This window comes from Pseudomonas sp. P5_A12, assembly GCF_056400685.1.
The window spans coordinates 1-12,749 of record NZ_JBFUKU010000166.1 but is presented as its reverse complement, the minus strand read 5'-3'; the positions used below and the strand labels follow the sequence as shown (position 1 = coordinate 12,749).

Genomic DNA, 12,749 nt, shown 5'->3' with positions numbered 1-12,749 from the left:
GCTCAGGGATTGTCGGGGTTCAAGGAGGATTGATTCCCAGCTCCTGGAAGAAGGTGTGACGTGATAGCACGATGCCAACCGAGACTGTAAGCTCAGCCGATTCAACACAAGGACTTAATCAATGAAGGCATGGGCGATTGCGACTGTAGCGTTGTTAATGTCCGGGTGTGCAAATCACCCATTGGACTGTGCTACAGGGCTAATTGCGTGGGACGACTGCCTACCCGGCACCAAGGGTTATGCCATCCGGCAAGAAAGCTTGAAGAACCTTGCAGCAGCTGAAGGCCAGAAGGCGAACAGCGACGATGCTGAATGCCAGTCATTCGGAGCCCAGCCCGGCACCGATACCTATGTGAACTGCCGTATTCAATTGAAGAAGATCGCTAGCGACCAACAGACCGAAAGCGCCGCTCAGAAACAACGCGCGGCCCAAGCGTTCATCATGAATATGCAACAGCAGCAGAACCTACAGAACCAGCAAACCCAACAGACGCTGCAAAACCTTCAGCAGAAGCCCGCTATCCAGCCTCAGATAAACTGCGCCTCTACCAAGTTCGGCCAGACAGTGAACACCAATTGCTGCTAAAGCACTCAGGAATATCAGCATGAAGACAGCAGGGATGTCAGCAGCGGCTGCACTGGTTGGGATGTTTGCGAGCGGTGTTGCCTTTGCTTGGGGAGGATTGCAATCACAGTCGATCAATGGATTTAGCCGCTACTGTACGTACACCGAGTTCAATACTTTTTAGGGCGCTTTCCAGACAACGAAAAAAGCGGCGACTGCTTGTACAGTCGCCGCCAAAAGCCGGTGTTTGTGACACCGACCGAGTACCGCAAAGCGCTGAGGAGTCAAACGCAATGCGGCACTGCTGTAAATGGATTCAGGTCGGGCTCAGAAACCCCAGCGCAGCATCAGCAGCACCAGGACGACGAGGAACACCGTCTCCCCTACCATCAGGAGGATGGGCTTGATGCCGACAGAGGCCAGCTCCTTGAGCTGAGTCTTCATGCCCAGGGCACTGATGGACACCACCAGGGCCCAGCGCGACAGTTCATTGACCGTGCCTTGCACGGCCGGGGCCACCCAGCCTGTGCTGTTGATGCAAGCCAGCAGCAGAAAACCGACGGCGAACCACGGCAGCAGGGGCGGTCGCTTGCCTCCGGTTTCGACGCCCTGCATGCGCGTCACCATGGCCGCACAGACGATCACCGGCAGGAGCATCGCGACCCGCATCAGCTTGACCACCGTGGCCGTATCACCGGTTTCGGTCGACATGCTGTAACCGGCACCGACCACCTGGGCCACATCGTGGATGGTGGCGCCGAGGAAAATACCCGCCATTTGCGGTGACAATGAAAACCAGTTGGCAATCATTGGATATACGATCATCGCCATGGTCGACAGGGCCGACACACCAATGACGGTAAACAGTGTGGCGCGTTCTTTCTGTGGATGATTGGGCAATGCCGCCGCCAGCGCCAAAGCAGCCGAAGCGCCGCAGATCGCCGTTGCACCACCGGTGAGCATGCCGAACAAACGCTGGAAACCCAGCAGCTTGGCCGCGATCACCGAAACGCTAATGGTCACCACCACCAGAGTCACCACCAGCACTACCGGCTTCCAGCCCAGTGCGGCAATCTGCTCAAGGGTAATACGCATACCCAGCAGGGCCACGCCGATGCGCAACACGGTGCGCGCCGTAAACTCGATGCCGGGCTTGCAGACGCCCTCACCGGCCAGGAAATTCAGGGCCATGCCCAACAACAAGGCAAACAGCATTACCGGCGCTTTGTAGTGCTCCGACAAAAAAGTAGCGGCTGCCGCCACGATCAGACTGACGATAAAACCCGGTGCCAGTTCGCGTGTTCGGCTATGGATACGGGTAAGAGCGATGGCGCTCATGGCGCGGACTCCTCTGAAACAATAACGATAAAGGCCTGGTCGTCGATAACTTCGACCGGGTAGTTTGTGACCTTGAGCTGGGTGGAATTGAGCAAGTAGCCGCTGCGCAGATCGAACCGCAGCCCATGGGCACAGCACTGAATCACTCGACCATCAAGACGCCCGCCACACAGCGAGGCGCCCTGATGCGGACAACTGTCATCGATGGCAAACAACTCGCCCGCGACGTTGAACAACGCCAGGCTTTTGTTCTCGAACTCAAACAGCGCACGACCACCCGCCTGCGGGAGTTTTCCCGTGGGGACGGGGACACGACGCGTCATGACGGAGACACCACGCGCTGACGCTCCAAGGCTTCGCACATGGCGCTCAGCAGCGCTTCGGCAGGCTGCGCGCCGACCATCGATAATTGGCGGTTGAACTGAAAGCTTGGCACACCGCTGGAAGCCCCAACCTCGTTACCGACAAAGGGACCGGATTCGTGTTTCAGGTAGTCCTTCACCGCGTCAGCGTCGTAACCGCACGATTGGGCGATTTTGATCAAAGTCTCGCGGCAACCCAGGTCCTCGCCATTCTCGAAGTACGCGGCGAACAGACGCTCAAGCAACTGCTCGCGCTGAGCCTCGCTACCCTGGGTGTTGGCGTGCGCCAGCAGACGATGGGCGTCAGCGGTATTGGGCATCGTGGTAATGCGGCTCAAGTCGATGGCCACCCCTACGGCCTGCGCGGCTTGCCGCACTTGGGCCTGACGCATCGCCACCGCTTCGGCACTGCCTAGACGGTTGAGGTAGAACTCGGCGAACGGCTCACCCTGTACCGGCAGGTGTGGGAGCAACTGCACCCCATGCCACACCGTGGTCACCAGCGCGTCCGGTTGCTGCAAGCGCAGCAACTCCAGAGCGCGCTCCAGTTGGCGTTTTCCGATCAAGCACCAAGGGCAGATAAAATCGAAAAACACATCAATACGTAAACGACCACTCACACCTTCACCTCTACCGCAGTTTCACTTACCGAATCGTTGACTTGCTCACCCGCCAGCCGGGCAATATCTTTCTGGTAATGGCACTTGGCGAAAAAGAACACCGCCGCTGCCGCAATACTCACCAGCGGTACTAACTGGAAGGCCGCCTGCAAGCCGATCATGTCGGACACCTTGCCGGTGATGAACGGCCCTGGCGCCAGGCCGAGCAAGTTGTTGGCCAGTGTCAGCGTGGCAAACGCCGTACCGTGCACCGAATAGTGGGTCAGGTTCGCCACCATCGCCCCGGCAGGTCCGGTGGTGCCGGCAGCAATCAACATGCCCATGCAAATCAACAGCAATTGCGCAGGTCCCGGCGGCAAGGCGAACGCTGCCGACAGCAGCAGGCAACTGCCCAGGCAATAAGCGATGGCCAGAGCGACCTTGCGCTCGGCCGACTGACGGCACATGCGATCGCTGAGCATGCCGCACAGGATCATCCCGGCGCCGCTGCACAGCACAATGATTGCCGCCACACCGCCAGCCTTGCCCGGCGCCATTTCGTAATAGCGGTTGAGGTAGCTGGGCATCCACACGATCACGGTGCCGCCAACGAACAGTTGCAAGCCACTGCCGATGTAAGCAGCAATTACCGAAGGGCTGGAGCACAAGGTGCGCAATGGACGCTTGACCACCGCGCTGACTTTTTTGCCGGCCTGTGCCGCACGCTGAGGTGCAATGCGTGCTTCCTTGACGATGATCGGGTACAGCACCGCCAGCAGCAGACCAAACAGGGCCATACCGGCAAACRACCAGCGCCAGCCGAGCTTGGCCGCAATAGCGCCGCCCAAGGCCATACCCAACACCGAGCCGAACATACCGCCCGCCATAAAGGCACTGGCCAGCGTTGCACGCATGTGTTTCGGAAATACCGAAATCACCACGGCAATACCGACGCTGCCATAGGCAGCCTCACCGACACCCACCATGAAGCGGGCGATAAACATTTGCTGGTAGTCCTGCGCCAATGCGCAGCCCAGCGTGGCGATACTCCACAACAGCGCCATCAGCGCCAGACTTTTAACCCGGCCGAAGCGGTCAGCCATTAATGACAATGGAAAGGTCAACAAGCCGACCATCAACGCCACGATGCCGCTGAGCAAACCGAGCTGGCTGTCAGTCAGGGCCCACTCGCCCTTGAGCAACGGAAATACTGCGTTCAGCACTTGGCGGGACATGTAATCGGAAATCAACAAACCGAACGTCAGTGCGAAGACGATCCAGGCGTATTTGCGCGCAACACTGACACCATTGGAGTCATCATCGTCGGCGGCAATTGGGTGAAAGGCCATGCAGCCTCCTCGAAACTTTGCTTTATTGTTGTTATCGAGCGAATTGCAAAACAGCGAGCGAGAGGTCATCGACCTCCCGCCCTCGCTGCCGGTCAGCCGCGTTGCGGCACACCTTTCTGCCCAGCCTTGCGGTTGGGGGCCATGCCGTTGGCCAACAGGGTTTCTTCGATAGTTTCGTACTTCTCACCAATGCGATAGATCGCGCGGGCTTCTTTGCCGGTGGCGATTTCGCGACCCAGCTCGTGAGCGATGCGCACGGTTTGCTTGATCTGTGCAACCGAACCAAAACGGTCGCCCTTGTGATCAATGATGGTGTCTTCATTGCCCACACGCGGGTGCATACCCATGGCCATCGCCATGGTGTTGAACGGCAGCACGTTCTTGAGCAGCGACTCGGACGTCAGGGTGCAGCCGTCTGGTACGCGGTGGATGAAGTTGAAGAAGTTGAACGGATTAGGACCGTCGAAACCGCCGCCGATGCCGATCCAGGTCAGGTTCAATGGACCTTTGTAAAGACCCTTGCGCACCATACGCTGCAGAGTTTCCAAAGCGTGCATGCCGGTCAGCTGGAAGTGCGGCTGGATGTCGTTGTCCATCAGACGCTTAAGGTGCTCGATAACCCAGGCCGGGCCGGCCGGTACGGTCATTTCGCTGTAGGCAGCCTGATAGGCAGGGTTGGCCAGGGAAGTGCCTTCCAGGTATTCCGGATACAGCAGTTCCATGATGTTCATTTGGGTGGTGTTGATCGCCACCGTGACCTGATCCGGTTTTGGCGTCAGCTCGGCCAGCATGTGGCGGGTATCGTCGGACAACCACAGCGCGGCTTCGCCGTCGCTTTCAGGGGCGAAGGAAATCGAACCGCCGACCTGGATAATCATGTCCGGCACTGCTTCACGTACGCCRGCAATCAATTCGTTGAACTTGGACAGACGCTTGGAACCCTTGCCGTCCAGTTCACGCACGTGCAAGTGCAGAACCGTGGCACCGGCTTCGTAGCACTCGACCGCTTTCTGGACTTGCTCGTCCATGGTCAACGGGATGTCTTCCGGGAAATCCTCCGGCATCCACTCAGGGCCGTAAGGGGCCACGGTGATGACCACTTTTTCCATATTTTCCGGGTGCAGAGAATCGTCTAAGAATTGCATGAGTTACTCCAATTTTTATGGTTGTCCGCCTGCCGGTCATGCCTGGCAGGCGACTCTACGAGTGCTAATACAGGGGTTCGATCAGAACGTCTTGTCACCGATAATCCCGGCGCGTTCCATCTTGCGATGGCACGGCGGGTAATCCATGACCGCGTAATGCTGGGTACTGCGGTTGTCCCAGATCGCGATGCTGTTAGGCTTCCAGCGCCAGCGCACTTGATACTCAGGGATGTACGCCTGGCTGATCAGGTAGCGCAGCAACTCGCCCGCACCAGGGTTTGCGTCCTGGCCGAAACGCACCCGGTCAGGGGTGTGGTAGTTGCTGAAGTGGGTGGTGAACGCGTTGACGAACAGCACCTTTTCACCGGTTTCCGGGTGAGTACGCACCACCGGGTGCTCGGCATCCGGGTACATCGCCTTGAGCGCCAGACGTTTCTCGATCGGCATGGCCGCACCGAAGCTCGCTTCGATGCTGTGGCGGGCACGCAGATCGGCAATCTTGACCTTTACGTCTTCAGGCAAGTTCGCATAGGCCTGGACCATGTTGGTCCACATGGTGTCGCCGCCCACGGGCGGGCACTCTACGCAACGCAGCACACAGCCCATCGGTGGGGCATCGCGCCAAGTGGCGTCGGTGTGCCAGGCGTTCTCGTAGCGGTCCATTGGCTGGTCCGGATTCTTGTAGATGCGTACCAACCCTGGATGATCCGGGTCACTGCCGGCCACCGGGTGATCCTCAAGCTCGCCGAAACGACGGGCGAAAGCCACGTGATCAGCGCGGCTGATGTCCTGATCACGCAGGAACACCACCCGATGCTTGACTAACTGGGCACGAATCTCGGCAAACAGACCGTCGTCATGCACCGCGTCGGCGAGGTTGACGCCGATCAGTTCGGCGCCGATGTTGTAGGTCAATTGTTCGACTTTCATGACTGGCCGCTCCTTAAACGATGAAAATCGAAGAGCCAGTAGTCTTGCGTGACTCCAGGTCGCGATGCGCCTGGACAGCGTCTTGCAAGGCATAGTGCTGATTGATTTCGATCTTGATCCGACCGCTGCCGACATGGTCGAACAACTCGCCGGCCAGGTCGGCTTTTTCCGCTGGGTCTGCGATGTAGTCGGCCAGGGCCGGACGGGTCAGGAACAGCGAACCCTTCATTGCCAGCAGTACCGGGTCAAAGGCCGGGATCGGGCCGGACGCAGTGCCGACACAAACCATCAAGCCGCGACGCTTGAGCGAATCCAGGGAACCCATGAAGGTGTTCTTGCCAACGCTATCGAATACGACGTTGACGCCCACACCGTCCGTCAACTCACGAACGCGCGAAGCAACATCTTCATGGCTGTAGTTGATGACATGCTCGCAACCATGGGCCAGGGCAATTTCACCCTTGGCTTCAGTGGACACAGTGCCGATAACGTTCACGCCGAGCAGCTTGGCCCATTGCGAAACGATCAGGCCTACACCACCGGCGGCGGCGTGCAGCAAAATGGTGTCGCCAGCCTTGAAATCGTAGATGCGGCGCATCAGGTACGACGAGGTCAGACCACGCATGGTCATGGCCGCAGCCGTTTCAAAGCTGATGGTTTCCGGCAACTTGATCAGCGGCGCAGCCGCGATCAGACGCTCGGTGCTGTAGGCACCCAAGGTGTTGAGAAAACCGGTGTAGGTGACACGATCACCCACTTGAACGTTGGTCACACCTTCGCCGATGGCCTGGACTACACCAGAAGCCTCAACGCCCATGCCGTTTGGCATAGGGATCGGGTAGGTGCCATTGCGGAAGTAGGTGTCGGCATAGTTCAAGCCAACCGCTACATGACGAAGACGAACCTGGCCTGGACCAGGATCGCCGACTTCGACGTCTTCATAACGAAGGACTTCGGGACCACCGGTTTCGTAAAAGCGAACGGCTTTGGCCATGATTTCTTATTCTCCAATCTGCAATGTTGGCTGGTGCGTCGAATTGCGCTGATTGGACTGTAGGATGCCGCCCCTGGAACCGCTTCTCATCAGACGACAATGGCTTTTCATTTCGTGACAGAGGCCTGGTGTTGCGAGATTTCAATGCCTGTGGCGGATGCACGGCATCGCCCGACGGGAGAATTGCGGGTCAACAGGTGTTAATGGACATCAGAAGGAAACGCTGATCGGTCGCCATTGCGATCAGGGCTTGCTCATCAAGCGGGTACGTTTCGCGTAAATAACCGCCTGCCATAGGGGGCTGCGGTTCGGACTCACTCTAGTGGTTCAGTTTAATAGTTTTTGAGGGTTATTGATTCGGATTATCCCACCACTGCGGGCAGCATCCGCCCCGCATTGACCGACGTACAAGCTCGCGCTTTGCGTAGCTCAGGCCAGCACCTGGGACCAGGTCGGATACCGAATCACAACTTTCATCACTTGAGAACAGAACACATGGGCATGTCGAATAAATGGATTGTGGGTATTGCTTTGAGTAGCGTGTTTCAGGTCGGCTGTGTCTCGAAGGTCACGCAGCAGGAGCAATATTCGGGCTTCCTGGCCAATTATCAGGGACTGGAAGAGCAAACTACGCCGAGCGAAAAAAAGGTCCTGCGCTGGGTAAAGCCAGGTTTTGATCCTCACGCTTATTCCACTGTCGTGTTCAAGCAGGTAGAGCTGTATCCAGCGCCGAAGCCGAGCGATCGCGTCAACCTGAAAACCCTGCAAGACGTACAGACCATGGCCAGCAACAGCGTCAAGAACGCCTTTGCCCCCTCCTACACAATCGTCTCGGATGCACAGCAAGCACCCGCCAATTCGCGGACATTGATCTTGCATGCGGCGATCACCGAGGTCAGCGCCACTAACGAGGGCATGCATTGGTATGAGGCCGTACCGATCTCTGCAATTGTCGGGGCAACACAAGCAGCCACCGGGCATCGCGATCAGACAGCCGAAATGTATATCGAAGCCGACCTGATCGATGCAAAAACCGGTTTGCCGGTCGTCAAGGTAGTACGCAAGGTGTTCGGCGAAACCTTGGATAATGCCAGCCAGCCAATAGCTGCCAATGACTTCAAGGCCGCACTCAAAGAGATGACAAACGACATGCAGGCACTGCTTTCCAAGCAGTAATAACCGCGTAATACCCCATTGCAAACGTTGAATTGCCTGCCATCCATTGGCATGGGATTGCATCGCGAGCATGGGGTTTGAGCCGCGTCTCCCYAAACAAACCGTTAGGTCACGTAACGAGGTCTAACGAGAGTCCGACTTGATGAAACTACTGACCTTTACCTTATCGGCCTTTGTATTGTTCGCCAGCTCTGGTGCGCTGGCGGTGACAGTGGTTCCACTAAATGGCCAAACTTCCCAGACGATCCAGCAGGACACCAGCGCCTGCCAATCACAGGCCAATGCTCAATTCCCGATGCAAAACACAGTGCCATCTGGTGGGCGGATAAAAGGCGCTGCCACCGCGGCGGTCGCCGGGGCCACTGCAGCGGAAGTTCGGGGGCGGCAACATGACAACGTCTACGACCAGATCGACGACGACATCAAGCAAGACTATCGACAGAACCGTGCGCACAGCGCAGCGGCAGCCGGCGCGGTGGTCGGGGCATCAAGACAACGCCAGGAGCGCAGACAGAACCTTGGAACCACCGAGCAAAGCATCACCGCCAACAACTCGGTTTACAGCAGCTGCCTGCAACAGCGTGGCTACAACGTTTTGCCTTAATCCCGACGGAATATTTCTTCGAATGTCCCGATAACAACGTAGCGAACTGACAATTCACCCGGATAACTTAATTGATGTGCCGATGTAATAACCCAGTGACGCGATCAACAATTTAAGTTCGCCCTGCAACTCTGTCTCAAACCCTGCCTTGCAGTTTTCGGATAGCGCACATTATTCGTACCGAGCATCATCATGGCCCTCGATTGAACGCCCGTGGATTACCCTTGCTTGATTCCAGTGAGATTTTTGGTAGGCTGTCCCAACATTGTCTAGTGGCTCTCCCTGCATCTTCCGCGCATGCCCGCTCGTAGCCGTTCATCCCCCCGACAAAATGCATTACGTCAAATCCAGCCTATCAAAACTGTCTTTATGCCCAGCCAGATCCACCTGAACGAAGGATTCCCATGCGTTACGCCTTCAAGTTGAAAAATGGGGCCCTGACCCGTTTCGACCCAGACACCGCCTTGCTTTCCATCACGACACCCCATGGAGATGTTCAAAGCACCACGATAGGTAGAGCCGAATCGCGCCTACTGGACCTGCTGCTTACGGAACCGGGTCAGACTAAAAGCCGTGAAGAGATTATCGACTACACCTGGAACGACCGCGTCGTCGCCTCCGGCRGTTTGAATCAGGCCGTTTTCTCACTTAGAAACATTTTGAATGACAGTCGAGATCACGAGATTTTGATGACGGTCCCACGAAGAGGCTATTGCTTCAACCGTCACTATGTCGTCGATGCACAAACAGACTTGCCGACGCCTTCCGATGAAGTCGCGCAACCTGTTGCGCCCGCAATCGAAGTTCTTCCGCCGAGCGGAGGTGATGACATCCTTGTGCCTTCAGGCAAAACCGTAAAACCAACTTACTTTAAAAAAGCCCTGTCAGCCGCTTATGTCTTGACCTTGGGAGTATGTGCATTTACTGGTTTCCATTCGGGCTTCGACACACCCAAAATAGAAATTTCCAGCGTAAAAGTGAACGAATTAGTCATCCATGCAGTAGGCAATAGCGTCGAAGAGGCTCAATCACTGCGAGACCTTTCGGCTAAACAGGCTCAGCAGCTATCGCCAAATTTAAAGGGGCAGGTTTGGTTAAACCTCTTTAAAACAAACTATTCTGTTTCGTGCATTCGTCCGGACCTAAGCACTGCAAACTTACAACTAAATAGCGACCAAAAAGACCTCGCTTTGATGATCCAACAATGTTTGGAAGCAACGCCATGAAGCTAAAAATACCTTCTATTGCTCACTGGATAGTGCTGGGAATTATCAACGCCGCCTGTATTTTCTCCTTGATGTATTCGCCATCTTATTACATGGAAAATACCAGTTATCAAACAATCACTCGACAATGGCTCGAAGATTTAAATCAACTCAACACTGAAGAGTATCTGACCATCGGGCACGGTCGCCTTACGCAAACCACTCTGGAAAGCCTGAACGGAAAGATCCGCAACGCTACGATCACGGCGGATATCACCCGAGAAAGCAATCACCACGTTCAAATAAAAGTAGGCAACGTAAAACTTAGTCAGGATGACGAACTATTTGCCATTGAAAAGACACCCGATCTCTTTTTCAGACGCCAATTCGTTCTGCAAGAAGGTGCTGTTCTAAACTACGAATTAATCCCTACCACTGATAAAAAAGCTGTCTGCTTTTATGTCCACGACCTTGGTCGCTTGCGCTGCATGAATCACTAAGCCATCTGTTGCCAATCACGTCACGTACAATCGACCAGGCAACAGGACTTGATGCTRCTCGCGCCGCTAAAGCCGGCTCAAACAAAAAATAAGAATTACTAATTTGAGTCAGAGCCCCCTTCCCTTCAAAGTCTCTCCTCTATAGTTTCGGAGCCGTGCCTGCTAGCTCTCAGCAAAAACACYGGCTCCCTGCTTCTCCAAAAAAACTTCATGACAGCCTGTAAAGTTATGTTTCAGCTTCATACTCCTTCAAAACAATTTATCTTGGGGTGGCAGGTGAAAACACCTATTTTTTTGCGAGCCGTAACATCGATGACACCCAAGATCCTGATACCCCTAACTCTGGTTGCAATACCTTTTCATTCGATGGCCCACAATGAATACTCTATCGGCAGCGCGGAAATCGAAATTTACGAAATAGAATTGAGCCCGAATGAGAAACTAAAATTGTCGCATCTGAAAATCTACTCTGAAAATGAGTTCCATGAGGAGGAAGAGACGACTGACGACCACCGCCCCTCGCCACCCAAAAATACGACTGATGAGCTTCAAGAGTTTTCACTCATTCCACTTTGATAATGATTTTTCCTGGCTGCGTCGCCTCTCAATACCGTGAAATCTGTTCCTTGCGTCATCTGCAAATAGACCGGCTACTCCACAAATATGAGTTTTTGACTTTGATAAACCTCGTTGGAGCGAGACTATCCACAGGCCAAGCCGTGGTAATGATGCGGCTGACACTATGCTCTGCCTGAAAAGCCATTAATAAGGAAAGCACGTCAATGCAGCTAAAAAACCTCGCAACCGTATCGTTTGGTGTCTTGCTCTCTGTCAAGGCCATGGCCTATGAAGATGAACTTCATAGTGCCGAACCGACACGTATTGAAAGCAACAAAAAAACACTGGGCGATGAAAAATCCAGATATAAAATCTGCACCAACTATCATGTCAATGATTTGTTAGCCTTTGATGCTGCTGCCATCGGTCCAACAAGTCAAAAAACGGCCATCTTTGGTTCGAAAATAGCGCCCTGCAAACTTCAAAGCCTGTTGGATATACCATTGAGTAATGCGTACGTTTTTTCAGCTGCATTGGAGCTGACGCCGGAGTCATTGACATCGATTTCTGACAAAAGTGACGACAGTGCTGAAGTCGAGTCAGGTGCCTTTGCCTCATAGGCAATACGCCGAATGTGAAAATTCAGAAGTAAAAGAATTGTTACACTCAGCGCTTATTTTTTATGGACGTCACTGTCAAGGAGCGATCAAATGGATCGCTCGTCAAACTCTCCCAATTGATTTGCTTTAACGACCGACACCACAGTCGTTGATACACATTGCTTAGCACTATCCATTTAGCTGAAGAGCGTTCAACTCCATGAGCATTCCTGATGAAGTCCTTCGTGTAGCCACTTTGCCTGCGGACACAACCCATACAATTGGTCGATGGGAGATGAGCCTCGTCCCATCAGAGCGTGAAGCAAGCATTCGACAGCATAAGCTCATTCAAAGTCCCGAACTCCAATGCAGTCGACTGGAGTTTGATTCAGCGGTGACTATTATCAGCTCTGTACCTCATGGCTATGTCACCTTTGCCATTTCACAGGCTTCCGTTGGTCGACCCACTATAAATAATCATGAATTACGACCTAACGAAATCATCGTACTGACTAGCGACGAGCCCGTACATTACACTTGCGAGCCGAATGAAATTCTTTTCACGCTCACCACGACTTTAGAACACTATAAACAGTGCCTGGAAAGCAACTCAACTATCGACGTACTTGCAAACCGAAAGGAATACCGCTTTCAGGTTGCAAATTTCAAATTAATTCAATCTGCCATCCATGCCATCAACGCTAGCTTTAACGACGTCAACAATCCACCTTTAGAACAGCGCGACCGCTCTGGCACCTCAACTATTGAAAGTGCGCTGGTGATTTCTCTACTCCGGGTACTGACACCTGCTGGTCGCTCCTCGCT

14 protein-coding genes and 1 pseudogene are annotated in these 12,749 nt (G+C 54.5%); 8 read left to right on the top strand and 7 right to left on the bottom strand.

Annotation, left to right across the window (positions count from 1 at the left end; genetic code table 11):
• The first annotated feature begins 121 nt into the window (after window positions 1-121).
• Window positions 122-586, top strand: a complete 465-nt coding sequence (locus AC1DSG_RS20210; protein ID WP_477792466.1) for a hypothetical protein — start codon at window positions 122-124, stop codon at window positions 584-586.
• Between the two features lie 306 nt (window positions 587-892).
• On the opposite strand, the gene AC1DSG_RS20205 is transcribed toward AC1DSG_RS20210, so the two are convergent.
• From AC1DSG_RS20205 to AC1DSG_RS20175, 7 genes are all read right to left on the bottom strand, one after another.
• Window positions 893-1,903, bottom strand: coding sequence for a YeiH family protein (locus AC1DSG_RS20205; RefSeq protein ID WP_477792465.1), 1,011 nt, complete (start codon window positions 1,901-1,903; stop codon window positions 893-895).
• Window positions 1,900-2,226 (bottom strand): Rieske (2Fe-2S) protein, encoded by a 327-nt coding sequence (locus AC1DSG_RS20200; protein WP_477792464.1) that lies wholly within the window; start codon window positions 2,224-2,226, stop codon window positions 1,900-1,902. The genes AC1DSG_RS20205 and AC1DSG_RS20200 overlap by 4 nt, the downstream gene beginning before the upstream one ends.
• Window positions 2,223-2,885 (bottom strand): DsbA family oxidoreductase, encoded by a 663-nt coding sequence (locus tag AC1DSG_RS20195; RefSeq protein WP_477792463.1) that lies wholly within the window; start codon window positions 2,883-2,885, stop codon window positions 2,223-2,225. The genes AC1DSG_RS20200 and AC1DSG_RS20195 overlap by 4 nt, the downstream gene beginning before the upstream one ends.
• On the bottom strand, window positions 2,882-4,213 hold the full coding sequence (locus AC1DSG_RS20190; RefSeq protein ID WP_477792462.1) for an MFS transporter: 1,332 nt from the start codon (window positions 4,211-4,213) through the stop codon (window positions 2,882-2,884). Before AC1DSG_RS20190 ends, AC1DSG_RS20195 begins: the two co-directional genes overlap by 4 nt.
• A 92-nt stretch (window positions 4,214-4,305) precedes the next feature.
• Window positions 4,306-5,358: a beta-keto acid cleavage family enzyme gene (locus AC1DSG_RS20185; protein WP_477792461.1), complete on the bottom strand. Its 1,053-nt coding sequence runs from the start codon at window positions 5,356-5,358 to the stop codon at window positions 4,306-4,308.
• A gap of 81 nt (window positions 5,359-5,439) precedes the next feature.
• Window positions 5,440-6,288 (bottom strand): TauD/TfdA dioxygenase family protein, encoded by an 849-nt coding sequence (locus tag AC1DSG_RS20180; protein ID WP_310353459.1) that lies wholly within the window; start codon window positions 6,286-6,288, stop codon window positions 5,440-5,442.
• Between the two features lie 13 nt (window positions 6,289-6,301).
• Window positions 6,302-7,282 carry a quinone oxidoreductase family protein gene (locus AC1DSG_RS20175; protein WP_477792460.1) on the bottom strand — a complete coding sequence of 327 codons (981 nt, stop codon included), beginning with the start codon at window positions 7,280-7,282 and terminating at the stop codon, window positions 6,302-6,304.
• A gap of 495 nt (window positions 7,283-7,777) precedes the next feature.
• Here AC1DSG_RS20175 and AC1DSG_RS20170 point away from each other — a divergent pair, with 495 nt between their 5' ends.
• The 7 genes and pseudogenes from AC1DSG_RS20170 to AC1DSG_RS20140 all read left to right on the top strand — a co-directional run.
• Complete coding sequence (locus tag AC1DSG_RS20170) at window positions 7,778-8,458, top strand: DUF3313 domain-containing protein (protein WP_477792459.1); 681 nt, start codon at window positions 7,778-7,780, stop codon at window positions 8,456-8,458.
• A 142-nt stretch (window positions 8,459-8,600) separates the two neighbouring features.
• Window positions 8,601-9,062: a hypothetical protein gene (locus AC1DSG_RS20165; RefSeq protein ID WP_477792458.1), complete on the top strand. Its 462-nt coding sequence runs from the start codon at window positions 8,601-8,603 to the stop codon at window positions 9,060-9,062.
• 404 nt (window positions 9,063-9,466) lie between these two features.
• A complete protein-coding gene (locus tag AC1DSG_RS20160) occupies window positions 9,467-10,288 on the top strand; it encodes a winged helix-turn-helix domain-containing protein (protein ID WP_477792457.1) in 822 nt (273 codons plus the stop codon).
• Window positions 10,285-10,767 (top strand): hypothetical protein, encoded by a 483-nt coding sequence (locus AC1DSG_RS20155; RefSeq protein ID WP_477792456.1) that lies wholly within the window; start codon window positions 10,285-10,287, stop codon window positions 10,765-10,767. Before AC1DSG_RS20160 ends, AC1DSG_RS20155 begins: the two co-directional genes overlap by 4 nt.
• Before the next feature lie 276 nt (window positions 10,768-11,043).
• Window positions 11,044-11,343, top strand: coding sequence for a hypothetical protein (locus AC1DSG_RS20150; RefSeq protein ID WP_477792455.1), 300 nt, complete (start codon window positions 11,044-11,046; stop codon window positions 11,341-11,343).
• A 206-nt stretch (window positions 11,344-11,549) separates the two neighbouring features.
• Window positions 11,550-11,945: a hypothetical protein gene (locus AC1DSG_RS20145; RefSeq protein ID WP_477792454.1), complete on the top strand. Its 396-nt coding sequence runs from the start codon at window positions 11,550-11,552 to the stop codon at window positions 11,943-11,945.
• 199 nt (window positions 11,946-12,144) lie between these two features.
• Window positions 12,145-12,749: pseudogene (locus tag AC1DSG_RS20140) on the top strand (AraC family transcriptional regulator); the annotation flags it as partial.

What these genes read in the sequence shown, in the direction of transcription:
- AC1DSG_RS20165 (WP_477792458.1), top strand. Translation starts at nt 8,601, where the DNA reads ATGAAACTACTGACCTTTACCTTATCGGCCTTTGTATTGTTCGCCAGC.
- AC1DSG_RS20155 (WP_477792456.1), top strand. Translation starts at nt 10,285, where the DNA reads ATGAAGCTAAAAATACCTTCTATTGCTCACTGGATAGTGCTGGGAATT.
- AC1DSG_RS20175 (WP_477792460.1), bottom strand. Translation starts at nt 7,282, where the DNA reads ATGGCCAAAGCCGTTCGCTTTTACGAAACCGGTGGTCCCGAAGTCCTT.
- AC1DSG_RS20210 (WP_477792466.1), top strand. Translation starts at nt 122, where the DNA reads ATGAAGGCATGGGCGATTGCGACTGTAGCGTTGTTAATGTCCGGGTGT.
- AC1DSG_RS20205 (WP_477792465.1), bottom strand. Translation starts at nt 1,903, where the DNA reads ATGAGCGCCATCGCTCTTACCCGTATCCATAGCCGAACACGCGAACTG.
- AC1DSG_RS20170 (WP_477792459.1), top strand. Translation starts at nt 7,778, where the DNA reads ATGGGCATGTCGAATAAATGGATTGTGGGTATTGCTTTGAGTAGCGTG.
- AC1DSG_RS20200 (WP_477792464.1), bottom strand. Translation starts at nt 2,226, where the DNA reads ATGACGCGTCGTGTCCCCGTCCCCACGGGAAAACTCCCGCAGGCGGGT.
- AC1DSG_RS20180 (WP_310353459.1), bottom strand. Translation starts at nt 6,288, where the DNA reads ATGAAAGTCGAACAATTGACCTACAACATCGGCGCCGAACTGATCGGC.
- AC1DSG_RS20145 (WP_477792454.1), top strand. Translation starts at nt 11,550, where the DNA reads ATGCAGCTAAAAAACCTCGCAACCGTATCGTTTGGTGTCTTGCTCTCT.